Source organism: Streptomyces sp. GESEQ-4, assembly GCF_017948455.1.
Taxonomy (GTDB): Bacteria; Actinomycetota; Actinomycetes; order Streptomycetales; family Streptomycetaceae; genus Streptomyces.
In genome coordinates this window covers 361,166-386,712 of sequence record NZ_JAFFSU010000003.1, presented here as the reverse complement: position 1 = coordinate 386,712, position 25,547 = coordinate 361,166, and the positions used below count along the sequence as shown (strand labels likewise).

The following is a 25,547-nucleotide window of genomic DNA, read 5'->3' as shown; positions in this document are numbered from 1 at the left end:
CTCACTCCTCGGCGGCTTCGGCGCCGAGGACGCCGCCCGCCGGCTTGGCCGGGCCGGGCTCGACGAAGCTGTACGGCGGCAGCGGGCCGTTGAGCCGGAGTTCGAGGTGGGGGAAGGCCTTACGGGTCTCCTCCACCGCGGCCATGAACCTCTCGGCCGTCTCCCGCTCCACCAGGAACGACAGATTGGCCAGCCAGCCGGTGGACTCGGGGCCCACGCTCACGGCTGCCGCGACCGATTCCAGGGCGGCGCGCACCTCGGTCGCGTCCTCGGCCTCGCGGGCCTTGACCGCGGCGACCACCGACTCGCCGAGCCGCAGCCGCTCTTCGTAACTGCCGCCGCCCGCCTGCCGGTTGGCCTCGGTCATGGCCCGGATCTCCGGGTTCTCGGAGAGCAGCCGGTGCAGGACGGCCTCCTCGTCGTGCACCGCCTTGACGTTGTACTCGACCTTGCCGTCCAGCGCCGTCAGCCGCTCCTTGTAGTGATCGGCGCGCTCGGCGAGCACGCCGGTGACGGTGTCGTCGTCGGGGGCGACACTGCCGAAGCGCATGGGCAGCACACACCCGGCGGCGCCGGCCTCGGCGAGCACGGCCTGATGCGCCAGCAGGTCACGGCGCTTGGGGCGCAGCCCCTCGGGCGCGTCGCTGACGAGGGCCGCGAGGTCCCCCGCGGTCAGGACACGCACGGGGCGCGGCGGGTCGCCGACGCCGGACAGCTGCTTGGGCAGCGACGGATGGGAGGCGGCGGCGATGCCGTACACGTACGTGCTCACTCCTGTTCCTCCTTCCGGCGTGCGGCGGTCGACTTGCGGGCGCGCGGCCTGGGCTCGGCCTCTCCTTCATGGCGTTCCTGGCGTGCCTGCTTGAAGGCGTCGGAGACGGTCTCGGCGGCGCCGGACAGCGCCCCCTTTGACTTGCCGTGCGCGCCGGACTCGGTGATCTGGCCGACGACGTCGGGCAGGCCGGGGCTCTTGCGCGGCCCGGCCTCCAGGTCGAGCCGGTTGCACGCCTCGGCGAAGCGCAGATAGGTGTCGACGCTGGCGACGACCACGCGGACGTCGATCTTCAGGATCTCGATGCCGACGAGGGAGACCCGGACGAACGCGTCGATGACGAGCCCCCTGTCGAGGACGAGTTCCAGGACGTCGTAGAGGCCGCTGCTGCCGCCTCCTGAGCCGGCTTGCTGTGCCGGGACAACGGTCATGCCGACCGCTCCTCCTTGTCTGGGGATGTGGTGGGCGGGCGGCCTAGCGGCCGCCGGGCCTGTGTGCGTCGGACCGCCCGCGTTCATAACGGCGAACGCGCCGGTAGCCGGTGAGCTGTCCGTGCGGGTCGAGATCGACCTGGTAGCTCGCGAGCAGGCTCATCGTGTCGGGGACGCGGGCCAGTTCCAGGACCTCGATCTCCAACGTCCAGCCGTCCTCGGTCTGTTCGAAGGACGACACCGTCTCCGCGGTCATGCCGGTGAGTTCGGCGAGCTGGGTGCGTGCCTGGCGCAGCACTTCCATGGGGGTCGGCCGGTCGTCCGTCCCGCCCTGTTTTCTGGATGGTTTGGGTTCGTTCTGTGAATTAGTCATGGGCGCCTCGAACGGCGAGTGGCCAAAGACGCGTTCGCCAAACCCACGGCGTCGCCTCTTTCAGTTCCGCAGTGCGTCGAGCCTGCGCCGGGCCGGTCCCAGGGCGCGGCCCTTCTTCATCGCTCCGCTCCAGGGGTCGGTGCGGGCCTGCTCGATGGCGTCGGCGATCGTCCAGTGGCGGGCGTCGAGGTCCGGGTCGTCCAGCTGGGTCCAGGTGAGGGGCGTGGCGACGGGTGCGCCGGGTTTGGCGCGGACCGTGTAGGGCGCGGCGGCGGTCTGGGCGTAGGCGTTGCGCTGGACGTCCAGGTACAGCCGGTCGCCGCGGTCCTTCTTGCGGGCGGCGGTGGTGAGCCGGTCGGGGTGGGCGGCGGCGAGGGTGTCGGCGAGGTCGCGGGCGAACTCCCGTACCTCGTCGAAGTCGTGCTGTCCGTTCAGCGGCACGATCACATGGAGTCCGCGGGAGCCGGTGGTCATCAGGGCAGAGGGCAGCTTCAGTTCGTCGAGCAGTCCGCCGAGCAGCCGGGCGGCCTCCCGCACCTTCTCGAAGTCGTCCTCGGCCGGGTCGAGGTCGAAGACCATCCGGTCGGGCCGGTCGAGGCTGTCGGTGCGCGAGAGCCAGCGGTGCAGGGTGAGACAGGCCTGGTCGGCGAGGTACAGCAGGGTCGCGGTGTCGTCGCAGACGGTGTGGCGGACGGTGCCGCCTTCCTTGGGCACCTCGACCCGGGTGATCCACTCCGGGTAGTGGTCCGGGGTGTTCTTCTGCATGAACTGTGGACCGTCGAGCCCGTCCGGCTGCCGCTGGAGCATGAGCGGGCGCCCGCGCAGATGGGGCAGCATGAACGGGGCGATGTCCCGGTAGTAGTCGACGAGATCGCCCTTGGTGTACTCCTTCGCGTCCCCGCCGCCGGGGAAGAGCACCTTGCCGGGGCGGTGCACCTCGACCGTACGGCGGCCCGCGCGCACCGTCCGTACATCGCCGCCGCTCATCGCACGACCGCCTCCTCCACCAGCAGCCGCCCCGCCGCCGCGATCGACTCGGCGTCGATGCCCGCGGCGTGCAGCTGCTCCTCCGGCGACGCGGAGCCCGGCATCGACCGCACGGCGAGCCGCACCAGCCGCGGCACGGGCCGGCCGTCGAGGAACGCGGTGAGGACGGCGTCGCCGATGCCGCCCTCCTCGTGGTGGTCCTCCACGGTGAGCAGACAGCCGGTGTCCTCGGCAGCCTTGCGCAGGGTGGGCAGGTCGGCGGGCTTGACCGAGTAGAGGTCGATCACCCGGACGGCGATGCCCTCCCCCTTCAGCGCGTCGGCGGCGGCCAGCGCCTCGTGCACGGTGACACCGGCCGCGACGAGCGTCAGCCGGTCCTGGTCCGAGGAGCGCAGCACCTTGCTGCCGCCGACGGGGAACTCCTCGTCGGGACCGTAGATCACCGGGCTCTTGCCGCGTGAAGTGCGCAGATAGCGGATGCCGTCGCAGCCCGCCATGGCGGCGACGAGGTGGGCGGCCTGGTTGGCGTCGCAGGGGTACAGCACGGTCGAGTCGTGCACCGCCCGCATCATCGCCAGGTCCTCCAGGCCCATCTGCGAGGGCCCGTCCTGCCCGATCGCGACACCGGCGTGCGAGCCGACGAGGTTGATGCCGGCACCGCTGACGGAGGCCATGCGAACGAAGTCGTAGGCGCGGGTGAGGAACGCGGCGAACGTGGACGCGTACGGCACCCAGCCGCGCGCCGCGATCCCGACCGCGGCGGCGACCATCTGCTGCTCGGCGATGTAGCACTCGAAGAACCGGTCGGGGTGTTCCTTGGCGAAGAACTCGGCCCGCGTGGAGTCGCTGACCTCGCCGTCGAGGGCGACGACGTCCTCGCGCGCGGTGCCGAGCGCGGTGAGCGCCTGACCGTAGGCGTCCCGGGTCGCGACCTCGTCGCCCTTGTCCCACCGGGGCAGTTCGAGCTGCGCGGTGCCCACGGAGTGCAGCATCCGGGCGGCGGGCGGCTCCTGGACGTGGACGCGCAGGTCGCGTCGTCCGCCGAGTTCGGCGATGGCCTCGTCGGCCTCCGGCAACGGCTTGCCGTGCAGTCCCTCGCGGTCCTGGACGGCCTCGACGCCCTTGCCCTTGAGGGTGCGGGCGAGGATCACGGTCGGCTGGCCGCTGGTCGACAGTGCCTCGCCGTAGGCGCGGTCGATCGCGTCGACGTCGTGTCCGTCGATCTCCACGGTGTGCCAGTCGAAGGCCTGGAAGCGGCGGGCGTAGGCGTCGAGGTCGTGGCCGTGCCGGGTGGGGCCGCGCTGGCCCAGCCGGTTGACGTCGACGATCGCGGTGAGGTTGTCCAGATGCTCGTACGCCGCCTGCTCGGCGGCCTCCCACACGGATCCCTCGGCGAGCTCGCTGTCGCCGCACAGCACCCACACCCGGTATCCGGTGCGGTCCAGCCGCTTGCCGGCCAGCGCGATGCCGGCGCCGACGGCCAGTCCCTGACCGAGCGAGCCGGTGGCCGTCTCGACCCAGGGAAGACGCCGGGGCGTCGGGTGTCCTTCGAGCCGGCTGCCCAGCTTGCGGAAGGTGAGCAGCGCGTCGTCGTCGAGGGCGCCGGCCGCCTTGTACATGGCGTACAGCAGGGGCGAGGCGTGTCCCTTGGAGAGCACGAAGCGGTCGGCGGCGGGGTGGGCGGGGCGGTCGAAGTCGTAGCGGAAGTGGTGGGCGAGCAGGACCGCCATCAGGTCCGCGGCGGACATCGAGGACGTGGGGTGCCCGGAGCCCGCGGCGGCCGCGGCACGGACGCTGTCCACGCGCAACTGCTGGGCGAATTCCTGGAGTTCACCGGTGTTCATGAGGCTCCTTCCGCGGGGTCGTCGGAACGCTTGACGGGGCCGGGTGGTTCGGGGTGCTCGGAGCTGTGCGGTGCCTCGATCGCGCCCTCGGCCTTCTCCTGCTTCTCGGGCGGCCCCGGCACCCGCGCCAGTTCCGGTGAGGCCGTGTCCAGGGGCACCGACCAGGAGCGTACGAGCCCCAACTGGACGGCCTGGCGCGGCAGTACGGCGTCGAGCAGCCAGTCGGCGGCCACCCGGACGCGGTTGCCGGGCATCGCCGCGAGGTGGTAGCCGCGGGTGACCGCTCCGGCGAGCGGGCCGGCCAGCGGCACGCCGAGCGGGTTGGCGGCGGCCTGCGCGCCGCCCAGGTCCACGACGAACCCCAGGTCCCGGTGGCGGTAGACGCGCCGCTCGCCGATGCCGAGGGAGGCGGCGACGTTGTGGCCGACGGCCTTGCCGTGCCGCCAGGCGTGCTGTGCGGTCATCGGTGTGAAGGAGCCGGGCTTGTTCAGGTCGGGCACGGCGGCCGCGTCACCGCAGGCGAACACCTCGGGCCGGCCCGGCACTTGCAGGTACGGGTCGACGATCAGCCGCCCGCGCTCCAGGGGCTGTCCGATGCCCTCGACGAGCGGATCGGGCCGCACGCCCACGCACCACACCAGCGTCCGCGTCTCGACGAACTCCCCGTCGGTCAGCAGGACTCCGTCATGCGTGGCCTCCTTCACCGAGGTGCCCATGCGGACGTCGACGCCCCGCCGGCGCAGCACCCGGTCGGCGGTGCGCGACAGATGCTCGTCCAGCTCGGGCAGGACCCGCGGCGCGATGTCGAGCAGCAGCCAGCGCGGGCGCATTCCGCCCCGCAGCGGATGCCCGCGCACCTGGGCGTCCGTGTACCGCTGCCCCTGCGCGGCGACCTCGGTGCCGGTGTATCCGGCGCCCACGACGACGAAGGTGCACCGGGCAGCGCAGCTCTTGGGGTCGTCCGCGCCGGCCGCGAGCTCCACCTGCCGGGTCACGTGGTCCCGCAGATACAGCGCCTCGGGCAGCCCGCGGAAGCCGTGCGCGTGCTCGGCGACACCGGGGATCGGCAGCAGCTTGTTCACGCTGCCGACGGCCAGCACCAGCCGGTCGTACTCCAGCGTGCCGGCGCCGCCCTCCGGGTCGGAGTAGTGCACGGTGCGCGCGTCCAGGTCGACGCCGTCCGCCTCGCCGAGCACCAGCCGCACCCGGGGCAGGGTGCCCGAGAGGGAGACGGTGACCCGGCGCGGTTCCAGGATGCCGGCGGCGACCTGGGGCAGCAGGGGCAGATACAGGAAGTAGTCGGTCGGGTTCAGCAGGGTGATCTCGGCGCGGTGCCGGGTCAGCCGGGACAGCGTGCGGGCCGCCTGATACCCAGCGAAACCGGCACCGACGATCACGATGCGGGGTCGACTCACGGTTCGCCTCCGGCGCTTTCGCTCGTACGAGGTTTTCCGCGTCCCCCTGGTCAGTGGCCCCAAACGCGGCCCGCGCGGGCGTTTCGCCCCCATGGCCAGGGATACCCGGCCGGTGACCGGACCCGCCCCCGCCCCGGAGGTGTCCCCCCATGCCCGAGTACGGCTACTTCCTCGCGACCGAGGAGTTCGGTCCCGCGGACCTCGTCGAGCAGGCGAGGATGGCGGAGCAGGCCGGATTCCAGTCGCTGTGGATCTCGGACCACTACCACCCGTGGAACGACGCCCAGGGCCAGAGCCCGTTCGTCTGGTCGGTGATCGGCGCGATCTCCGAGGCCGTGTCGCTGCCCATCGAGACGGCCGTCACCTGCCCGACCGTGCGGATCCACCCGGCGGTGGTGGCCCAGGCCGCGGCGACCAGCGCGGTGATGACGAACGGCCGCTTCCGGCTCGGCGTCGGCACCGGTGAGGCCCTGAACGAGCACATCGTCGGCCACACCTGGCCGCCGGCCGGTGTCCGGATGGAGATGCTGGAAGAGGCGATCCAGGTGATGCGCCGGCTGTTCACGGGCGAGGAGGTCAGCCACTACGGCACCCACTACAAGGTCGAGAACGCCCGCCTGTACACCGTCCCCGACGAGCCCATACCCATCGACATCTCCGGCTTCGGACCGGCGGCGACCGCGCTCGCGGCCCGCGTCGGCGACGGCTACATCACGATGATGCCGGACGAGGCACTCGTCGAGAACTTCCGCAAGGGCGGCGGCGGCACCAAGCCGGTGAGCGGCGGCGTGAAGGTCTGCTACGGCACCGACCGCGACGAGGCCGTACGCACCGTCCACCGGCTGTGGGCCAACCAGCTGCTGCCCGGCGAGATGGGCCAGATCCTGCCCTCGCCCAAGCACTTCGAGCAGCTGGAGCCGTTGATCACCGAGGAGATGGTGAGCGAGAAGTCGGTGTGCGGGGACGACGTCGACGAACACGTCGCCGCGCTCGCCGCGTTCGACGAGGCCGGCTTCGACCGGATCTACGTCAACCAGATCGGGCCCGACCAGCGCGGCTTCTTCGACTTCTACCGCACCAAGGTGCTGCCGCAGCTCCAGCAGGCCGGCCACTGATCCGTACGGGGGCGAGTCAGTGATGAAACTCCACCGGCCCGTGGTGTCGGTGTACACGGTGCCGACGGACGGACCCGAGGCCGACGGCACGCTGGCGTGGGACTCGACGACCGTGGTGATCGCCGAGGTGACGACCGACGACGCGACCGGCACGGGCTGGACCTACGGACCGGCGGCCGTCGGCTCCTTCCTGACCAGGCACCTCGCTCCGCTGGTCGAGGGCCGCAGCGCCCTGGACATCCCCGCCGTGCACACCGCGATGTGCTGCTCCGTGCGCAACGCCGGACGCCCCGGCATCGCCGCGTGCGCGATCTCCGCGGTCGACATCGCCCTGTGGGACCTCAAGGCCCGGCTCCTGGAACTCCCGCTGGCCCGGCTCCTCGGCGTCGCCCGTGAGCGAGTTCCGGTCTACGGCAGCGGCGGCTTCACGACGTACCACGACACCCATCTGGCCGCCCAGTTGAACGGCTGGGTGCATGGGCAGCACATCCCGCGGGTCAAGATCAAGATCGGCGAGAGCTGGGGCCGGGCGGTCACCCGCGACCTGGCCCGCGTCCACGCCGCCCGCCAAGTGATCGGCCCGGAAGCCGAGTTGTACGTCGACGCGAACGGCGCCTACACCCGCAAGCAGGCGATCCGGGTCGGCCACGCGCTCGCCGAGCACGGCGTCGGCTGGTTCGAGGAACCCGTCTCCTCCGACGACCTGACCGGTCTGCGCCTGGTCCGCGACGCGCTGGTGAGTGACGTGACCGCCGGCGAATACGGTTACGACCTACCGTACTTCGCCCGCATGATCGCGGCCGGCGCGGTCGACTGCCTCCAGGTCGACGCGACCCGCTGCGGCGGCCTCACGGAATTCCTTCGCGCCGCCGCCCTGGCCCACGCCCACGGTCTGGAGGTCTCCACCCACTGCGCCCCGCACGCCCACGCCGCCGCGGCCGCCGCGATCCCCAACCTCCGCCACATCGAGTGGTTCCACGACCACGTCCGCATCGAGGACATGTTCTTCGACGGCGCGCTGGACCCGACGGGCGGCTCCGTACGACCGCTGCGCGGGGTGGGTCACGGCTTGACGCTGCGGACGGACGAGGTGGCGGAGTTCAGGGTCGCCTGACGGCGACAAGGCGGGCCACTTTGCGGGCCGCCAGGATCCCGGCGCCAGCGGTGAGCGCCGTACCGATACGGCCGCGACGCCTGGAGAGCCATTCCTGCGGGCTGTCCCCGTGGGACTCCGCGTCGAACCGCCCGTGCGCCCCGAAGTCCCGCCCGTGCGGCCCGTCGGCCGGGGTCCACAGGTTGCCGGGGTCGCGGTGCTCGCCCTCGTCCCGCTGCGCCTCGAACCCGCTCCGCGCCAGATACCGGTCCAGCAGCCCCGGCGCCACCGCGTTGGCGACCAGCGTGGCCACCGTGGAGCCCCCCACCCAGTACTCCCGCCGACGCCCGTGCCCCGCCGCGTGCACGATCGCCCGCGCCGCCACCTCCGGCTGATACACGGGCGGCACGGGCCGCGCCCGCCCCGGCATCCGGCTCAACACCCAGTCGAACTGCGGGGTGTTGACGGCGGGCAGCTGCACCATCGTGGTACGGACCCGGCTCCGCTCGTGCAGCAGCTCGCACCGCAGCGACTCGTTGAACCCCTGAATCGCGTGCTTCGCGCCGCAGTACGCGGACTGCAGCGGAATCCCCCGGTAGGCGAGCGCGGAACCGACCTGCACGATGGTCCCCCGGTTTTGCGGCAGCATGTGCCGCAGCGCCGCCCGTGTGCCGAACACACAGCCCAGATACGTCACTTCGGTCACCCGCCGGAACTCGTCCGCGGTGATCTCCGTGAACGGCGCGAAGACGCCGGCGAAGGCGTTGTTGACCCATACGTCGATGCGCCCGAAGGCGTCGACGACCTGCTGGGCGGCGTCCTCCACGGCCTTGGGGTCGGCCATGTCGACGGGGACGACGAGGGCCTGGCCCCCGGCGCGCTGCACCTCATCGGCCGCCGCGGCCAGGCCCTCGCGTCCCCGGGCCAGCAGGGCGACCCGGTCGCCCCGCGCGGCGAAGGCCAGAGCCGTGGCCCGGCCCACGCCGCCGCTGGCCCCGGTGACCACGACGGCCCTGCCGCCCTTCGACAGCGGCATCCGCGACGGCGTACGCACCGCGCATCACGCCCGGTGGTGCGGCTGCTCGGGGTCGATGTCCTCGGGGCGCGGCGCGGCGGGCGGTATGCCGGCCCCCGGCACGCCGGTCGCCGGTGCGCCGACCGCCCCGCCGAGCCCGCCCGGCGTGGTGGGCGGCACCGGCGGATAGGGCGGCGCGCCCGCGGTGCCCGGCGGCACGCCGCCGAGGGCGCGTTCACGTTCCGCGACGAGTTCGGCCTCGCGCTCCGGCGTCGGCCGGGTCGCGGACGGCCGGGCGGAGCCACGCAGCACATAGGCCACGACGCCCAGGATCACCGCGGTGATCAGCGCGGCGGCCCAGTCGGGCAGTCCGATGGCGAGGGCCAGGCCCACCGCGAGCGCGAGGGCCGCGCCCGCGTAGAGGGCGACGGCGCCGGACGCGGCGTACAGGACGGCCGTGCGGCGCTGCTTGCGGGTCTGCTGACGCAGTTCGTCGCGTACGGTCTCGCGCGCCACCTGCGCCAGTTCGTCGACCAGCGCCTTGTCCAAATGCTCCAGATGATCCAAGCGGTCCATGGCCGCCGGGTACCCGCGGGCCCGTGCGCGTAACGCCCGGGGGGCCGTACGCAAGGCCATGGGCTGACTTGGTGGCCGGGGCGGGGAGATCGAGCGAAACGATCTCCCTGCCCCGGCCGTGCCAACTAGGCTCGTACGCATGGACATTCTGGGAGCCACGCTGCGCGTCTGCGTCGACGACCTGGAGACCGCGGTCCCCTTCTACGAACGCCTCGCGGGCGGCAGAGCCCTCCGTTTCGAGCGCGCCGGCGTCCAGGTGGCCGCCGTCGGCTGCTTCCTGCTGATGAGCGGGCCTGAGTCGGAGCTGGAGGTGCTGCGCAAGGTCGCCGCGACGATCGCCGTCACGGACGTCGACGAGGCCCACAAGGTCCTCACCGACCTGGGCGCCCACATCGTCGCCGGCCCGGTGACGACACCGGTGGGCCGCAACATGATCGTCATGCATCCGGACGGCGCGATCTACGAGTACGTGGACCGCCGCGCCTGATACCGCACGCTGCCGATGGTCAGCCGGATGCCCGCATCTCGGCGGTGATGGCCCAGCGCTCGTGGTCCCGCCAGGCGCCGTCGATGTAGAGGAAGTCCGGCGAGAAGCCCTCCCGGCGGAAGCCGCAGGCGCGGGCCAGCGCGATGGACGCGGTGTTGGCGGGCTGGACGTTGATCTCGAGCCGGTGCAGCCGCATCGGGCCGAAGGCGTGGCCGACGACGAGGTCGAGGCCTTCGCGCATGAGCCCGCGCCCGGCCGCGTGCGCGAAGGCGCCGTAGCCGAGGTCGCCGCTCAGGAAGGCGCCCTGGACGATGTTGTTGATGTTGATGAATCCGGCGATGGCTCCGCCGTCCCTCTCGCAGACCAGGAAGCCCGCCTTGGTGGGGTCCTCGATCAGCCGGCCCGCGTAGGCGGTGTACGCCTGTGGGCTGTCCGGCGGGAAGAGCCACGGATGGTGCAGGTCCTTGCTCTCCCGCGCGCGGGCGCTGAACTCGGCGGCGTCGTCGTAGGTGAAGTGGCGTATGCCCACACGAGGGCCTTCGGCGAGATAGCGGGATGCGGTGTGCGGCATCCCGCCACCCTATGACGGGCCCCGCATCCGCTCAGCCGCTCGCCACCGGCAGCTCCAGCACCCCCGTGTCGTGAGGCGCGCTGACCACGGTCACCGGCTTGATCCCCCGGTTCCCGAAGTACGCGTCGTCGCTCGCCGCGATCACGAACCGCAGCCGGTGCCCCTTCTCGTACCGGTGCACGATCCCCGGCAGCGTCACGGTGAAACTCTTGGTGACGTCGGGAACACGGACCGGCGCGACCAGCCGGTGCACCAGCGTCTTGGTGCCGTCGGGCGCGACGTCGTACAGCTTGGCGAACAGGACGAGCTTGTCGGCGGCGTTGCCCGAATCCTGCGTCCGCTCGGCCTTCGGGGAGACCACCTTGAGCGTGGCCCTCGGCGCGCCCACGACATCGACCGTCCGGGTCAGCGGCTCGCTGGTCCACCCCAGGTAGGTGCCCGGTGTGTCGTACGGCGCCGGATCGGGCAGCCCGATGATCCCGGTCAGCGAGCTCTCCGAATGGCTCGTGGAGATCAGCCAGTTGGTGTACGTACGGCTGCCGCGCGCCACCTTCTTCCGGTTGTCGACGAGCTTGCCGTCGCCGGAGAGGTACATCTTCCGGCCCAGCGCGGGCACTTGGGCCGCCGTGGCGTACGTACGGCCGGGGTCGGTGATCCAGTCGCGGTAGTAGGCGAACGCCGGGCCCGTGTCGACGTCGCGCCGCTTGTGGAGGTAGCGGTCGAACCAGGCGAGGATCCGCTTGCCGACGTAGGAGGAGTCCAGGTTGCCCTGGCTCAGGTTGAGTTCGCCGGACGCCGGATCGGTGAGGCCGCCGCTGTGCCCCCAGGACTGCCAGATCATCTTGGTGGACGTGCCCTGCGCTTTGAGCGTCTTGTACGTCGCCGTCGCCTCGTTGAGGTTGAAGAGGCTGTCGGCCTGCCCCTGGACCAACAGCGTGGGCGCCTCGACGCGGCTGAGGTACGACACCGGGGACACGCTGCGCGCGTAGGCGAGCATGTCGGCGGTCTTGTCGGCCGGGTAGCTGCCGGAGTTGAGGGTGCGGACGGTGTCGCAGGCCTTGGTGACGAAGTGCAGACAGGCGAGGGAGTTGATCCGGGACGGGTCGAGGCTGGGCTCCAGCAGGGGCTGGCCCTCTCCTATGAGGTAGAAGCCGTTGGTCCACTGCCATTTGAAGACGCCGGGGACGCTGCCGCTGCCGACGGCGTTGTTCGGGTCGAGGGAGTAGGCGAGGTCGTTCCAGGTGATCATCGGGACGAGTGCGTCGACCCGGTGGTCCACGGCGGCCGTCGCCAGCTGGATGGCGCCGCCGTAGGAGCCGCCGATCATGCCGACCCGGGGATCGCCGGGGCCGTCCTGGGTCACGAAGTCGGCGTTCGTGCCGTCGTCGGCGGCCCGCTTCCCGGCCAGGAAGTCGACGAGCTGCGAGGCCGCCTCGCCGTCGATGGCCGGGTCGTCCAGCGAGATGAGGCAGCCGCTCCGGCCGAAGCCGAGCCCCGAGTAGACCAGGGAGACATAGCCGCGCTCGGCGAACGCCTTGCCGATGGCGTCGGTCGAGCCGTCGTTCTTGCTGCCGCCGAAGCCGTTGGTGGCGAGCACGGCGGGTGCGGGGTGGGCGGCGTCCACGCCGGCGGGACGGTAGAGATCGGCGTCGACGGTGCAGGCGCGGCCACCGGCCTGGACGGTGAACTTCAGTGCGGTGACGGTGTACTGGCCGTATCGGCCGGTCGCGGTGGCGGGTGAGGTGAGTGCAAGGGGTGCGGTGAGGGCGGCGCCGAGAGCGAGGACGAGCGGGACGCGGGATCTGGGCACACGTCGGGACACGGAGACCTCCACACTGAGGACAACCCGGGATACCGACCAGTAGGTACTGGTCGGTAATCATGGTGTGACACGTGTCAGGCGCAGGTCAATCGCTGTGAAGGGTGATTCTTGACGGAGATTCAGTAGCGGCGGCTCAGCGCAGCGCGGGTTCGTCGAGCGTCAACGTGCCGGTGTCGGCATCGAGTTCGGCCTCCAGTCCGAAGGGGATGGTCAACGCCCCGTCACAGTGGCCGAACCCGAACTCCTCCATGACCGGGATGCCCAGTCCGCCGAGCCGGTCGGCGAACACGGCGCGCAGTGCGTCGTAGGCACCGCATTCGTTCCACGAGCCGAGCGCGATCCCGGTGACGCCGTCGAGCCGTTCCGCGCGCAGGAGTTGGGTCAGCATCCGGTCGATCCGGTACGGCTGCTCGCCGACGTCCTCGATCATCAGCAGTCCGCCGCGAGCGTCGGTGCGGGCGTGGGGTGAGCCGAGGTCGGACACGAGGAGGCAGAGACAGCCTCCGTAGGTGACGCCACGCGCCCGCCCGGGGACCAGAGCGCTGCCCCGCGACTCGATGATGCGGACCGTCTCGGGGGCGAGGAGGGTCGCCCTCAGGTGCTCCTGGGCCCGGGCGTTCTTGGTGAAGTCGGCGCCCGCGGCCGTCGGCCCGTACAGCGTGACCAGCCCCAGCCGCACGGCGAACGCCTCGTGCAGCGCGGTGATGTCGCTGAAGCCCACGAACACCTTCGGCCCGGCCGCGCGCATCGCGTCCCAGTCCAGCAGGTTGACCATCCGCAGCGCGCCGTAGCCGCCGCGGGCGCACAGCACGGCGTCGACGGACGGATCGCACCAGGCGTTCTGCAGATCGGCGGCCCGCTGCGCGTCGGTGCCCGCGAGGTAGTCCAACTCGCCGTGCCGGCCGAGGACATGGGGTGCGACGACCGGTTCGAGGTCCCAGCCGCGCAACACGTCGAGTCCGGCCTGCAGTCGTTCCTCGGCCACGGGTCCGCTGGGCGCGACGACGGCCACGCGGGCGCCGGGTGCCAGCCGGGACGGACGTACCAACTGCTTCACTTGGTCAGCTCCAGGGTGTCGAGGCCGGGCGGGTGCAGTCCGAAGACCTGTGCGTACAAGGAGAGTTCGGCCTCCAGGGCGCGGATCATGGTGTCGGCCCGGCGGAATCCGTGTCCCTCCCCTTCGAAGGTGATGTACGCGTGCGGCACGCGTCGGCCTTTCATGCGGGCCAGGAAGCGTTCGCACTGTGCGGGCGGGCAGATCACGTCGTCCAGGCCCTGCAACAGCAGGAAGGGAGCGGTGATCCGGTCGGCGTGCTCGGCGGGCGAGCGCTCCACGTACCGCGCGGGCACCTCGGCGAGCGGCCCGACCAGCGACTCCAGGTACTGGGACTCGAAGTCGTGGGTCTCCCCCGATCCCCAGCCGGTCAGGTCGAGGATCGGGTAGATGATCGTGCCGCAGGCGTAGACATCGGTCGTGGCCAGCGACGCCGCCGCCGTCCACCCGCCCGCGCTGCCGCCCCGCACGGCGAGCCGGTCCCGGTCCGCGGTGCCCTCGTCGGCGAGGGCCAGCGCGACGGCCGCGCAGTCCTCGACGTCGACCACGCCCCACTGCTCACGCAGCCGGTCCCGGTACGCCCGTCCGTATCCGGTCGAGCCGCCGTAGTTGACCTCGGCGACTCCGATGCCGCGCGAGGTGAAGTAGGCGATCGCCAGGTCGAGCACGAGCGGTGCCCTGCTGGTGGGCCCGCCGTGCGCCCAGACGATGTACGGCGGCAGCTCGTCGCCGGGCGCGACGCAGCGGGGGTGGTGGGGCGGGTAGATGTGCGCGTGGATCTCGCGTCCGGCCGGGCCGGTGAAGGTGCGGATGTGCGGTTCGGGGTAGTGGGCGGGGTCGACCGCGTCCTGGTGCGCTGCGCCGATCACCCGGGCGCGGCCCGTACGGGCGTCCAGTTCCACCACCTCGTACGCGGTGCGCGGGCTCGCCCCGACGGCGACGATGCGCTCGCCGTGCGCCGCGAGCGTGGGCGCGAACTCGGTCCAGGGACCCGCCGCGTCGACGACCTCGCCCGTCTCCGGGTCGAGGATGCCGAGCGCGGTGGCGCCGCGGCCGTGCACGACGGCGATCAGTCCGCTCTCCAACGGGGCGAACCAGCGGTGGCCGAGCTTCCACAGGGGCCCGCCGAACTCCTCCTCGCGCGGACAGAGGGGCACGCCGTCGCGGTAGAGGTTCCACCAGCCGGAGCGGTCGCTCGCGTACAGCAGGGAGCCGTCGGGCGCCCAGTCCACCTGCGCGATGGACTCCCCGGGCCCGCCGGCGACGGTGCGCGCCGCACGGAAGACACCGTCCACGTCGGCGACGACGAGTTCCGTGCCGTCCCACGGCATCCGCGGATGGTCCCAGGCGAGCCAGGCCGCACGCCGCCCGTCGGGCGAGATCCGTGGCCCGGTCACGAACCGGTGCCGGTCGTCGGTCAGTTCGCGTACGGCGTCCCGGTCCTCGGCCGCCGAGCCGTCCAGCGGCACCGCGGCGAGCACCCGGCGTACGTCGGTGGGCGCGTCGCCGGTGAACTCCTCCATCACGCACCACACTTCACCGACGTCCAGGCGCACCTGCGGCTCGGCCCAGCGCGGTCCGGCCGGCGTCAGCGGACGCGGTTCGCTGCCCGGCTCGTACCGGTACAGCCGCTGGTCGGCGAAGTTCACGAACACGACGAGCGGTCCGGCGACACCGGCCCAGGGCTGTCCGCCGTACTCGATGACGCGACTGCGCACGTTCCACGGCGCGGGCAGCATCGACTCCTCGATGCCGTCGGTACGACGCCTCACGAGCGTGCGCCGACCGCCCTCCGTGGGCCGGGGCTCGATCCACCAGGCCTCGTCGCCGACGAAACCGACGTACTCGGGATGCCCGTCGTGCGCGGCGGCGAGGGCCGCGTCGATCGGGGACGGCCACGAGCCGAAGGCCAGCTCCATGGCGCTAGGCCGTCCGCAGGAAGCGGTCCAGGACCTGGACGCCGAAGTGCAGCGCCTCGACGGGGACCCGCTCGTCGACTCCGTGGAAGAGGGCCTGGTAGTCGAAGCCCTCGGGGAGCTTCAGCGGGGTGAAGCCGTAGCCGGTGATGCCGAGCCGGGAGAACTGCTTGGCGTCCGTGCCGCCGGACATGCAGTACGGCACCACATGCCCCTCGGGCGCGAACTCCTCGACCGCGGCACGCATCCGCGCGTACGTCGGCGAGTCCACCGGCGCCTGGAGGCCCACCTCGCGATGGTGGAACTCCCAGTCCACGTCAGGCCCGGTGAGCCGGTCCAGCGTCGCGCGGAACTCGTCCTCGGCGCCGAAGAGATACCGCCCGTCCACGTATGCGACGGCCTCCCCCGGGATGACATTGACCTTGTAACCGGCGTCCAGCATCGTCGGGTTGGCGCTGTTGCGTACGGTGGCCTCGACCAGCTTGGCCGTCGGGCCGAGCTTCTGCAGCAGACCGTCCACGTCGTCGAGGTCGGCCTCGATGCCGTAGAGCGCGGCGAGTTCGGTGAGGGCGGCGCTGACCGTCGGCGTCAGCCTCAGCGGCCACTCGTGGTCGCCGATCCGGGCGATGGCGGCGGCGAGGCGGGTCACCGCGTTCTCCCGGTTCACCTTGGAGCCGTGTCCGGCCCGCCCGCGCGCGGTGAGCTTCAGCCAGCCGGTACCGCGCTCGCCCGCGGCGATGGGGTAGATCTGGCGTCCGCCGCCGTCGTGGAAGGTGAACGCCCCCGACTCGCTGACGCCCTCGGTGCAGCCCTCGAAGAGCCCCGGGTGCTGGTCGGCGAGGAACCCGGACCCGTCCTCCGCGCTCGCCTCCTCGTCGGCGGTGAACGCGATGACGAGGTCCCGTCGGGGCCGTACGCCCTCCCGCGCCCAGGCGCGCACGACCGCGAGGATCATCGCGTCCATGTTCTTCATGTCGACCGCGCCGCGCCCCCAGACGACGCCGTCGCGGATCTCCCCGGAGAACGGGTGCACGCTCCAGTCGGCGGCTTCGGCGGGTACGACGTCCAGATGGCCGTGGACGAGGAGCGCGTCCGCGGACGGGTCCGTGCCCTCGATCCGGGCGACCACGTTCGTACGGCCCCGGGTGCGCTCCAGCAGCGTCGGCTCCAGGCCCGCCCCGGCCAGTTGCTCCGCCGCGTACTCGGCGGCGGGCCGCTCCCGGCAGTCGCCGCCCCCGCGGTTGGTGGTGTCGACGCGGATGAGGTCGGACGTGAACCGGACGACCTCGTCCAGCGCCTGCTGGTCAGCCATACTGCTCCTCCACCGCGGCCGAGACGATCGTGGTGACCGCCTTGAAGGTACGGATCCCCTGATACATGGTGTCGCTGGTGTACGCCACCTTCCGCTCCCCGGTCCGCTCCACCCCCGGCACAACGGTGGCGGCCAGCGCCAGATGCTCGGCGTCAAACTCCAGGGCGACGGTGAACGGTCCCCCGGCGACGGGCTCGTGCCGCACCGCCAGCGCCGCCGCCTCCTTGGCCGCGGCCCGGATGTCGGAGGCGGTCCTGACCGGCGTACGGCACACGGCCGCGTACCGCGACACATGGTCCTTGACGGCGACCTTCAGCGCCTCGGGCGCGTACCCGAGCGCGTCCTCGCAGGCCACGTCGTCACCGGTGACGAGGACGACGGGCACCCCGTACTCGGCGACCACGTGGGCGTTGAGCAGCCCCTCGCTCGCCCGTACGTCGTCGACCCACACCCCGGTGATGGAGTTGGCGAGGTAGGTGTGGGCGAGGACGCCCTCCATGCCGGCGCCCGCGTGATAGCCGACGAACGCGATGCCGTCCACGTCGCCGTGCTGCACGCCCTCCACCATGGAGAGGGACTTGTGCCGCCCGGTGAGCATCTGGGCCCGCTCGTCGAGCTGTTCGAGGAGCAGATTGCGCATCGTCCAGTGCGCTTCGTTGATGAGCACGTCGTCCGCGCCGCCGTCGAGGAAGCCCAGCACGGCGGCGTTCACATCCGAGGTGAACATCGACCGGCAGCGCTCCCACTGCGGCGTCCCCGGCAGCACGTCGGCCGGCCAGGTGACGCCCGTCGCGCCCTCCATGTCGGCGCTGATGAGGATCTTCATACCGCCTCACGTTACGCGTCGGCGAGGCGACTTCCTACGAGGCCTGCCTCGCACCGGAGGCGGCGACCGGGGTTTCACCGGATGCGGTGCTTCTTCCAGAAGGGGTCCAGGTCGGTGTCCGTCACGGACTGTGCGGCCTTCTTGAAGTCCTCGGTGGTGGAGACGCCGTACCAGTGGTCGCGGGCGTATCGCTCGAGCAGTCTCGCCATCGTGTCGGCGCCGAGGGTGCGCTCCAGGTTCGCCAGGGCGCAGGAGCCGGCCGTGTAGATGACGTGGTACTCGTCGCGGTGCTCGGCCCAGTAGGCCATCGAGTTCGTGAGCGCGGTCTCGTCGCTCGGCCAGTCCTCGTCCGACCAGCAGTCGCGGGTGTCCCAGCCGTAGAAGCGCGCGTTGGCGTACTGGGCGAAGCTCTCGTCCAGCCAGGGGGCGCCGTATTCGTCGTTGCCCACGATGCCGTACCACCACTGGTGGGCCACCTCGTGGACGACGGCGCTGCCGTCCTCGGCGGTGCCGAGGATGACCAGGCCGGGGTACTCCATACCGCCGCCGAAGTCCTTGGTCATCACCAGGTCGATCTCGCCGTACGGATAACGGCCGAACTCCTTGCCGAACCGGTCGACGGCGGCGACGCCGTCCTCGCGGTTGAGGCGCACACCCGCCGCGGGCGTGTTCGGCGCCCAGTACGACTTCACCCGCACACCACCGGGCGAGGTCTCGCTCGCCACGCGGAACGGGCCCGCCGCCCACGCGAAGTCCCGCACCCGGTGCGCGACGCTGTGCGTGACCGTGCGCCCGGACGTGCCGTGCCGGGTCCACGTGCGGCCGGTCGCGGGGACCTTGAGGGTCGACGGGTGGTCGATGCGCACCCGGAAGTCGCTCGCCAGGCTGTAGAAGCTCTCGCCGGTCGACACATACGGATCGAGGTGCCAGCCCTTCGCGTCGTGCACGGCGAGCACCGGCAGCGCGTTGCCCAGGAAGCGGAACGCGCCCTCGCGGCCGAAGCGGTTGTTGCGCTGGGGCACGGTGATGGACACGTCGAAGGAGACGGCCGTCCGCTCGCCGCGCGCGAGGGGCTTCGGCAGGGTGATGCGCAGCGCGGTGCAGTTCACGGTGAGGCGGCCCGGGGTGCCACCGCGCACCTTGGACATCTTCACGGGGGACGGCTTGCCCGGCGTTCCGCACTTGTCCTCGCCGTTGCCCCACAGACGTACGTACACCTCACGCAAGGGTCGCGCGGAGGCATTGCGGAACGACACCCACTGCCGGCCCGTCCAGTGGGAGCCGTCGGCGTCACTGCGCAGGGACACGTCGTAGCGAAGCCGATCGGGCGTCGCCTCCTTGGGTGCCGGTGCCGCGACGGCACCGGCCCCGGTGGCGCCCGCTGCCACGATCAAGGCAAGCGGGGCAACTAGCAGACGGCGAGCGGCACTTGACCACCACGCATGTGCGCGTATCGACGACATGGCAGCGGATCATGCCACATCGGGCGCTTCCGGTGCCGATTCCTGGAGCTCTGCCAGGGTCAGGACGTGGCCGCCGATGCCCCAGCCGCCGTCGGGGACCTCCTCGACCAGGACCAGGGTGGCGGCGCGGGCACGCTCACCGTAGATCTCGACGTACAACTCGGTGACGCGGGTGACGATCTGCTCCTTCTGCTTCTCGTCGAGAGTGCCGGCGGGGACCTTGAAGTTGGCGAACGGCATGGTGATTCACGCTCCGGTCGGTCGTGTGACGGGGTGCTGTCCCCTCCACCCTGGGCCGGAACGGCGACGACACCCAGGGCTGCGCCCACCCTGGGGTCGGCGCCCCCTGGATACGGACGTGCGCACGGGTGAGGATGGGAGCGTGCCCCGTCCCGAACTCTCCGCGTTCCTGAAGTCCCGCCGTGATCGCGTCCGGCCTGCCGATGTGGGCCTGACCGCCGGGCCCCGGCGGCGGGTGCCCGGTCTGCGCCGGGAGGAGGTCGCGCAGCTCGCGGGCCTGTCGGCCGACTACTACACGGAGTTGGAGCGGGGCCGGGGTGCCCAGCCCTCGGCCCAGGTCGTGGCCGCCCTCGCCCGCGCCCTCAGGCTGAACGACGACGAGCGCGACCACCTGTTCCACCTCGCCGACCGCCCGGTGCCCCCGGCGGCGCACGGCCCGACCGCGCACGTCCAGCCCGCCCTGCTCGGTCTGCTGGACCGGCTCACCACCACACCGGCCCAGATCATCACCGACCTGCACGAGACCCTCGTACAGAACGACCTGGCCGTCGCCCTGGTCGGTCGGGCCGCCGAGGTGCGCGGTCCGCGGGCGAGTCTCGTGTACCGCTGGTTCACCGACCCGGACACCCGCAAGATCTATCCGGTCGAGGACCACGCGCACCACTCCCGCGTCTTCGTGGCCGACCTCCAGGCGGTGGCGGCCCGGCGGGGCCGGGACGGCGAGGTGCAGCGGATGGTGGCCGCGCTGCGGCGGCACAGCGCGGAGTTCGCCGCCTTGTGGGACACCCATGACGTCGCCCTGCGCAGGGGCGACCACAAGCGCATCGTCCACCCCGCCCTCGGCGTCATCGAGCTGGACTGCCACAGCCTGTTCAGCGAGGACGGCCACCAGCGTCTGCTGTGGTTCTCGGCCCCGCCCGGCACCGAGGGCGCCGCCCGGCTTGAGCTGCTGTCCGTCATCGGCGCCCAGGACATGGCCGCCGGCTCAAGCGGCTGAGCCGGCCGCACGTCACTCCGCCCGCAACGCCCCCGCCACCCGCGTCCGCGCCGCCCACCCCGCCGGCAGCAGTGCCCCGGCGACGGCGATCAGCACGCCGGAGAGCGCCAGCAGGGTCAGATCGGGGACGTCGTACACATCGATGAGTTCCGACGGGAAGCGCACCCCCACGGCCCGCCCCATCTCCGGCATGACGTACCCGTGCAGCGCCACCCCGAGCGGGACGCCGATCGCCCCGGCGGCCAGACCGATGCCGGCCACGGCGGTGAGGACCTGGGCGACGGTCTGGCGCGGTGTCATGCCGAGGGCCTTGAAGATGCCGAGGTCGCGGGTCCGGTCGCGGGTGTCGAGCACGACCGTGTTGAGGACGCCGAGGCAGGCGACCGTCACCAGCATGGCGGTGAGCATCGCGATCAGCGCCTGCATGGCCCGGATCACGGTCGACTCGCCCTGCTCGGTGAGGGCCGCCTCCCCGCCGGTCGCCTCCAGATCCGCGTTCAAGGAGTCGACGTAACTCCGCGCATCGGCACCGGACTTGAGCCGCACGCTGAACTCGCTCGGCAGGTAGCCGATGTCGAGCGGCGCCAGTGCCGAGAACGAGGTGCGGACGGTCATCCCCTCCTCGTTCAGGTCGAAGACCTCCCCCACGATCCGCAACCGGACGGTCCGGCCCTGCTCGCTCAATGTCACCGTGTCCCCGACCTTCACACCCGTCACCGTCAGGAAGCGCGAGCCGGCGACAGCCTCGCCGCTCGTGTCGAACCAGCGGCCGGACACCATGCTGTGCCGGCTGTGCGCCGCGTCCCCGTCGTACGCCACCACCGGCACCCCGCCCTTCAGGCCCGCCACACGCACCTCGGACCGGGCGGTGCGGTAGGACGAGGCCGTCTCCGGACGGGACTTGATCGCGGCGGCCACCACGTCCGGATCCACCGGGCCGCCGGGCGCCGCCCCGGGTTGCGGCGGCGACATCGTGCGTACGGTCACCTCGCCCGCCGCCTGGTCGGGTTCGCCGTCCCGCTGGATCGCGAAGAGCGTGCTGCCCAGCCCGACCGCGAACGTCACCGCCAGCGCCCCGAACGCCACCGCCGCGGCCATCGTGCCCGAGCGGGCGGGCCGGGCGAACGGACCCGCGAGGCCCAGGGTCACCGGGCGCGGCAGCGGCAGCCGGCCCAGCAGCTGCCGAACTCCGCGTCCCCGGGCGTCGGTTGCGGCGCGACCGACCCCGAGCACCGAGGCGGTGCGCAGCCGGGCCGCCCGCAGTGCCGGGCCGAACGCGGTGAGGGCGACCACCGCGAGGACGCCGGCCGGCACCACCAGGTTCACCCACAGCGGGATCAGCAGCGTGCCCGTCCCGTAGGCCGCCGCCAGCTCCGCCATCAGCGGCACGGCGAGCAGACCGCCCAGTGCCACACCCAGCGCGGCGCCCACCACCGCCGGGATCAACGCCTGCGCCACATAGGCCCGCCCCACCTGGAGCGGGGTGAGCCCGAGGGACTTCAGGATGCCGATGCGCCGGGTCGCGGCACTCACCGCGCCGCTCACCACGATGCCGATCACCAGCACCGACATGGCCAGGCCCAGCAGGGCGAAGGCGGTCACGAAGGGGATGTACGCGGCCGTGGTGGCCTCGGCGGCCTGCCTGACGTCCAGATAGGACTGCGTGCCGGTGAGCGTGCGGGCGGGCGCGGCGGCGGCGATCGCGTCCCGTCCGGCGGCGATGTCGGCGCGGCTGTCCGCGTCGGTGAAGCGGTAGAGCATCTGGTACGACGGCTGCGCGTCCAATGCCGTCAACTGCGCCGGTACGACCCACGCGTCGGCGCTCTCGCCCACGGACTCGGCGATGCCGACCACGGTCAGCTCCGCGTCCCCAGCGTAGATCTTGCTGTCGGGCTGCATGCCGGGGTTGCCGGATCCCGCCTCCAGCACGATCTCGCCGGGCTTCCTCGCCCATCGGCCCGAGACCAGGCCGAGGTCGTCCACGGCGGCGTCGGCCGAGGCCCGTCCGGCCACGGTGAGGGGCGGCGGGGTGAAGCCGGGCGGGCCCCCGTGGGCGGGGCTGACACGGACGGAGGTCACGGCGAACGGGCCCGCGGCGGCCTCGACGCCGTCGGCGGAAGCGGTCGCTGCGAGTTTCCCCGGCGCCACTGAGGCGAACTCCGCCGTCAGATGCGCCCCGTGCTGCCGCGCGAAGGCCCGGTCGAACGGTGCCTGCGACGCCACCAGCAGCCCCACCGCCAGCACGGACGCGGCCACCGACAGCAGCGTCGTCAGCACGATCACCGCGGTCTGCACCCGGCGCCTGCCGACACCGGCCCGCACGACTCTCCCCATCGCCCCGCTCATGACGCCACCGCCGGCACATCGCTCGCGATCCTGCCGTCGACCAGCTCGATCGTCCGCGTCGCGCACGACTCGGCCAGCGCCAGGTCGTGGGTGACGAGGACGATCGTCTGCCCGTCCCCGTTGAGTTCACGCAGCAGCTCCCGCACCTCGGCGCCCGAGGCGGTGTCCAGCGCGCCGGTCGGCTCGTCGGCGAGCAGCAGCGGCGGGCGGTTCATCAACGCCCGGGCCACGGCGACCCGTTGCCGTTCGCCGCCGGAGAGCCGCCCGGGGTAGGCGCGGGCGTGCCGGTCGATGCCGAGGTAGGTGAGGAGTTCGGCGGCCCGGGCGGCGGCCTTCGCGCGGGGCACGCCGGAGAGCTGGGCCGGCAGCAGCACGTTGTCGGCGACCGTCAGATCGTCGAGGAGATTGAAGAACTGGAACACCATGCCGATGCGTGCGCGCCGGTAGCGGGCGGACGCGCTCTCGCTCAACTTGTCGATCCTGAGCCCGTCGACGGTGACACCGCCCGCGCTCGGCCGGTCGAGCCCGGCGATCAGATTGAGCAGCGTGGACTTGCCGCTGCCGGACGGCCCCAGCACCGCGAGCGCCTCCCCGGCCCGCACCTGAAGCGTCAGCCCGGCCAGCGCGGGCGGGCCCTGGTCGTACTCCTTGCGCACGTCACGCACGTCGATCAGCGGATCGGTCATGGCTCGCCCCTTCATGGATCGGTGTGGTCCGGCCCGAAGCTAGGTGCGAACTTCAGGCGGGCACGTCGGCCGCGATGGGGAAGGCCCGTACCGTGCTCGGTGGAGCCGGGGCCGGGTCATCCCCGCGATGTACACCCCAGGCGTACGCACCTGAGTCGTACGACGGATCCCGCCGGCCCGGCCGGCTTGACACACTTGCCCGGTGGACGGTGCCGCGGCGATACCGCTGAGAAAACCGGCCTCGTGGCTGCGTGCGGCGGCCCGGGGTGTCGCCGGTGTGCCCCCGCGGCTGTCCCGTTGGGCGTGGGCGGCGGACGCGGTGCTCGCCCTGGTGCTGGCGGTGGGGACCGTCAGTGCCGATCTGGACCGGTCCTATGTGGAGGACGCGTCCGGGGAGATGCTCAGGCACGAAGGGCCCTTGCCGGACCGGGGACTGGCGCCCGTCCCGCCGACCCCACCGGGCACCATCTTCCCGGTCGTCGAGCACACTCTGGGTCCCCTCCCCTGGTGGGCGGTGGTGCTGGCGGTCCTCACCGCCGTCCCGCTGGCCTGGCGCAGGCACCGTCCGCTGGCCGCGTTCTGGGCGGTGCTCGCGGCCACGGCGCTGTTCCATCTGAGCGAGGTCAACCGGGACGCCACGGTGGCCACGTTCGCGTCCGTGCTGATCGCGGCGTACAGCGCGGCCATGTACAGCCCGCACCGCAAGGCGGCCGGGGCGAGCCTGGCGGCGGGCGCGGTGCTGCTCGCGGTCGGAAATCTGGTCCCGGACGTCGACCGCACGCTGATCCCGCTGCTGGTGCTGGCGCCGGTCGCGCTGGCCGCCAACGGCCTGCACGCCTGGCGGCACCGGGTCCGGACCCTGCGGGCCGAGCAGGAGGCGGCGACCCGCCGCGCGGTGGACGAGGAGCGGCGACGCATCGCGCGCGAGTTGCACGACGTGGTCACCCACAACGTGAGCATGATGACGATCCAGGCCGGCGCTGCCCGCAAGGTGCTGGACGTCTCCGCGGACCAGGCCCGCGAGGCGATGCTGGCGGTGGAGGCGGCCGGCCGCACCGCGATGTCGGAGCTGCGTCAGGTGATGGGCCTGCTCACGATGGCCGCGGACGGCTCACCGGAGAACCTGGACCTGGCACCGCAGCCCGGCCTGGACCGGCTGGCGGAGCTGGTGGACCGGGTCCGCGGTACGGGAGTTCCGGTCGAGCTGACCGTCACGGGCACCCCGCGCGAGCTGCCCGCCGGCGTGGACCTGGCCGCCTACCGTGTCGTGCAGGAGGGGCTGACGAACGCCGTGAAGCACGCCTCGGGGGCGAGCGTGACCGTCACCGTCGCATACGCGCCCGGCGAACTGCGGGTGGACGTCCAGGACTCCGGCGGTGTGCCGACGCCCGCCGAGGGCAACGGCCGCGGCCTCATCGGGCTGCGGGAACGGCTCGCCGTGTACGGCGGTACGCTCCACAACGGCAGGCGCCCGCGCGGGGGTTACCGGATCCGGGCCGTGATCCCGGTGGAGGCGATGTGACCGAGGCGCCGCGGGTGGTGATCGTCGACGATCAGGCCCTGGTCCGCACCGGCTTCCGGATGATCCTCGCCGCCGACGGCATCGACGTGGTCGGGGAGGCCGCCGACGGTGACGAGGCGGTCGCGGCGGTACGGCGCACCCTCCCGGACGTCGTCCTGATGGACGTCCGGATGCCGGGCACCGACGGCCTGGAGGCGACGCGCCGGATCCTCGACGGCGCCCAGAGCCCGCCGCCCCGCGTCATCATCCTCACCACCTACGACCTCGACCAGTACGTCTACGCCGCACTGACCGCGGGCGCGAGCGGCTTCCTGCTCAAGGACGTCACCCCGGAGCATCTCGCCGCCGCCGTACGCCTGGTCCGCTCCGGCGACGCCCTGCTGGCCCCCGCCATCACCCGCCGCCTGGTGGAGCGCTTCGCGACCGCCGACACCCGTACGGCGTCCCTGCACCGGGATCTGTCCGCGCTCACGCCGCGCGAGCTCCAGGTGCTCGAAGCGCTGGCCCGCGGACACAGCAACGCGGAACTGGCCGGACGCTTCCAGCTGAGCGAGGCCACGGTGAAGACACACGTGGCCCGCATCCTCTCCAAACTCCGGCTCCGCGACCGCGCCCAGGCGGTGATCGCCGCCTATGAGACGGGACTGATCAGTCCGGGTGCCGGGCAGGACGGCTGACCATCCG

General features: G+C 72.3%; 24 protein-coding genes. 6 read left to right on the top strand and 18 right to left on the bottom strand.

Annotation, left to right across the window (positions count from 1 at the left end; translation table 11 throughout):
* Nucleotide 1: 1 nt before the first annotated feature.
* The 6 genes from KCH48_RS09950 to KCH48_RS09925 are packed head-to-tail and all read right to left on the bottom strand — an operon-like array spanning nucleotide 2 to nucleotide 5,822.
* Nucleotides 2-772, bottom strand: a complete 771-nt coding sequence (locus KCH48_RS09950; protein ID WP_210572135.1) for a GvpL/GvpF family gas vesicle protein — start codon at nucleotides 770-772, stop codon at nucleotides 2-4.
* The gene (locus KCH48_RS09945; protein WP_210572134.1) at nucleotides 769-1,203 is read right to left on the bottom strand and encodes a gas vesicle structural protein GvpA; all 435 of its coding nucleotides are present in this window, start codon (nucleotides 1,201-1,203) and stop codon (nucleotides 769-771) included. The genes KCH48_RS09950 and KCH48_RS09945 overlap by 4 nt, the downstream gene beginning before the upstream one ends.
* Nucleotides 1,204-1,246: 43 nt before the next feature.
* Nucleotides 1,247-1,576, bottom strand: a complete 330-nt coding sequence (locus tag KCH48_RS09940) for a gas vesicle protein (protein WP_210572133.1) — start codon at nucleotides 1,574-1,576, stop codon at nucleotides 1,247-1,249.
* 60 nt (nucleotides 1,577-1,636) lie between these two features.
* Nucleotides 1,637-2,563 (bottom strand): non-homologous end-joining DNA ligase, encoded by a 927-nt coding sequence (gene ligD / locus KCH48_RS09935; protein WP_210572132.1) that lies wholly within the window; start codon nucleotides 2,561-2,563, stop codon nucleotides 1,637-1,639.
* Complete coding sequence (locus tag KCH48_RS09930) at nucleotides 2,560-4,407, bottom strand: transketolase (RefSeq protein ID WP_210572131.1); 1,848 nt, start codon at nucleotides 4,405-4,407, stop codon at nucleotides 2,560-2,562. The genes ligD and KCH48_RS09930 overlap by 4 nt, the downstream gene beginning before the upstream one ends.
* On the bottom strand, nucleotides 4,404-5,822 hold the full coding sequence (locus tag KCH48_RS09925) for an NAD(P)/FAD-dependent oxidoreductase (RefSeq protein ID WP_210572130.1): 1,419 nt from the start codon (nucleotides 5,820-5,822) through the stop codon (nucleotides 4,404-4,406). Before KCH48_RS09925 ends, KCH48_RS09930 begins: the two co-directional genes overlap by 4 nt.
* Nucleotides 5,823-5,971: 149 nt before the next feature.
* Here KCH48_RS09925 and KCH48_RS09920 point away from each other — a divergent pair, with 149 nt between their 5' ends.
* The gene (locus KCH48_RS09920; protein WP_210572129.1) at nucleotides 5,972-6,937 is read left to right on the top strand and encodes an LLM class F420-dependent oxidoreductase; all 966 of its coding nucleotides are present in this window, start codon (nucleotides 5,972-5,974) and stop codon (nucleotides 6,935-6,937) included.
* A gap of 22 nt (nucleotides 6,938-6,959) precedes the next feature.
* Nucleotides 6,960-8,051: an enolase C-terminal domain-like protein gene (locus tag KCH48_RS09915; RefSeq protein ID WP_210572128.1), complete on the top strand. Its 1,092-nt coding sequence runs from the start codon at nucleotides 6,960-6,962 to the stop codon at nucleotides 8,049-8,051.
* Here KCH48_RS09915 and KCH48_RS09910 read toward each other — a convergent pair.
* Together KCH48_RS09910 and KCH48_RS09905 are read right to left on the bottom strand one after the other, a co-directional pair.
* Nucleotides 8,038-9,066, bottom strand: coding sequence for an SDR family oxidoreductase (locus KCH48_RS09910; RefSeq protein WP_210572127.1), 1,029 nt, complete (start codon nucleotides 9,064-9,066; stop codon nucleotides 8,038-8,040). The two genes, KCH48_RS09915 and KCH48_RS09910, sit on opposite strands and share 14 nt — an antisense overlap.
* Before the next feature lie 24 nt (nucleotides 9,067-9,090).
* Nucleotides 9,091-9,621 carry a phage holin family protein gene (locus KCH48_RS09905; protein WP_210572126.1) on the bottom strand — a complete coding sequence of 177 codons (531 nt, stop codon included), beginning with the start codon at nucleotides 9,619-9,621 and terminating at the stop codon, nucleotides 9,091-9,093.
* A 139-nt stretch (nucleotides 9,622-9,760) separates the two neighbouring features.
* Between KCH48_RS09905 and KCH48_RS09900 the strand changes: the two genes are divergently transcribed.
* A complete protein-coding gene (locus KCH48_RS09900; protein WP_210572124.1) occupies nucleotides 9,761-10,108 on the top strand; it encodes a VOC family protein in 348 nt (115 codons plus the stop codon).
* A 19-nt stretch (nucleotides 10,109-10,127) separates the two neighbouring features.
* Here KCH48_RS09900 and KCH48_RS09895 read toward each other — a convergent pair whose 3' ends face one another.
* The 8 genes from KCH48_RS09895 to KCH48_RS09860 form a co-directional block, all read right to left on the bottom strand.
* The gene (locus KCH48_RS09895) at nucleotides 10,128-10,679 is read right to left on the bottom strand and encodes a GNAT family N-acetyltransferase (RefSeq protein WP_210572122.1); all 552 of its coding nucleotides are present in this window, start codon (nucleotides 10,677-10,679) and stop codon (nucleotides 10,128-10,130) included.
* 31 nt (nucleotides 10,680-10,710) lie between these two features.
* Nucleotides 10,711-12,501, bottom strand: a complete 1,791-nt coding sequence (locus tag KCH48_RS09890; protein WP_210572120.1) for a CocE/NonD family hydrolase — start codon at nucleotides 12,499-12,501, stop codon at nucleotides 10,711-10,713.
* A gap of 133 nt (nucleotides 12,502-12,634) precedes the next feature.
* Entirely contained in the window at nucleotides 12,635-13,558 is a 924-nt protein-coding gene (locus KCH48_RS09885; protein ID WP_210572109.1) for an LD-carboxypeptidase, read from the bottom strand.
* Nucleotides 13,555-15,474 (bottom strand): prolyl oligopeptidase family serine peptidase, encoded by a 1,920-nt coding sequence (locus tag KCH48_RS09880; RefSeq protein ID WP_210572107.1) that lies wholly within the window; start codon nucleotides 15,472-15,474, stop codon nucleotides 13,555-13,557. Before KCH48_RS09880 ends, KCH48_RS09885 begins: the two co-directional genes overlap by 4 nt.
* Nucleotides 15,475-15,478: 4 nt before the next feature.
* Nucleotides 15,479-16,783: a M20/M25/M40 family metallo-hydrolase gene (locus tag KCH48_RS09875; RefSeq protein WP_210572105.1), complete on the bottom strand. Its 1,305-nt coding sequence runs from the start codon at nucleotides 16,781-16,783 to the stop codon at nucleotides 15,479-15,481.
* A complete protein-coding gene (locus KCH48_RS09870; protein WP_210572103.1) occupies nucleotides 16,776-17,609 on the bottom strand; it encodes a M55 family metallopeptidase in 834 nt (277 codons plus the stop codon). The genes KCH48_RS09875 and KCH48_RS09870 overlap by 8 nt, the downstream gene beginning before the upstream one ends.
* A 74-nt stretch (nucleotides 17,610-17,683) precedes the next feature.
* Nucleotides 17,684-19,072 carry a M1 family metallopeptidase gene (locus KCH48_RS09865; protein ID WP_210572101.1) on the bottom strand — a complete coding sequence of 463 codons (1,389 nt, stop codon included), beginning with the start codon at nucleotides 19,070-19,072 and terminating at the stop codon, nucleotides 17,684-17,686.
* Nucleotides 19,073-19,081: 9 nt separating this feature from the next.
* Nucleotides 19,082-19,312 carry a tautomerase family protein gene (locus KCH48_RS09860; protein ID WP_210572099.1) on the bottom strand — a complete coding sequence of 77 codons (231 nt, stop codon included), beginning with the start codon at nucleotides 19,310-19,312 and terminating at the stop codon, nucleotides 19,082-19,084.
* Nucleotides 19,313-19,454: 142 nt separating this feature from the next.
* Here KCH48_RS09860 and KCH48_RS09855 point away from each other — a divergent pair, with 142 nt between their 5' ends.
* Nucleotides 19,455-20,309: a helix-turn-helix transcriptional regulator gene (locus KCH48_RS09855; protein ID WP_210572097.1), complete on the top strand. Its 855-nt coding sequence runs from the start codon at nucleotides 19,455-19,457 to the stop codon at nucleotides 20,307-20,309.
* A 12-nt stretch (nucleotides 20,310-20,321) separates the two neighbouring features.
* Here the strand turns inward: KCH48_RS09855 and KCH48_RS09850 are convergent, their stop codons facing one another.
* Nucleotides 20,322-22,643, bottom strand: a complete 2,322-nt coding sequence (locus KCH48_RS09850) for an FtsX-like permease family protein (protein WP_246885048.1) — start codon at nucleotides 22,641-22,643, stop codon at nucleotides 20,322-20,324.
* 8 nt (nucleotides 22,644-22,651) lie between these two features.
* On the bottom strand, nucleotides 22,652-23,341 hold the full coding sequence (locus KCH48_RS09845; protein WP_210572093.1) for an ABC transporter ATP-binding protein: 690 nt from the start codon (nucleotides 23,339-23,341) through the stop codon (nucleotides 22,652-22,654).
* 202 nt (nucleotides 23,342-23,543) lie between these two features.
* On the opposite strand from KCH48_RS09845, the gene KCH48_RS09840 reads away from it, so the two are divergent.
* On the top strand, nucleotides 23,544-24,863 hold the full coding sequence (locus tag KCH48_RS09840; RefSeq protein ID WP_307840850.1) for a sensor histidine kinase: 1,320 nt from the start codon (nucleotides 23,544-23,546) through the stop codon (nucleotides 24,861-24,863).
* Nucleotides 24,860-25,540, top strand: a complete 681-nt coding sequence (locus tag KCH48_RS09835; protein WP_210572091.1) for a response regulator transcription factor — start codon at nucleotides 24,860-24,862, stop codon at nucleotides 25,538-25,540. Before KCH48_RS09840 ends, KCH48_RS09835 begins: the two co-directional genes overlap by 4 nt.
* The last annotated feature ends 7 nt before the right edge of the window (nucleotides 25,541-25,547 follow it).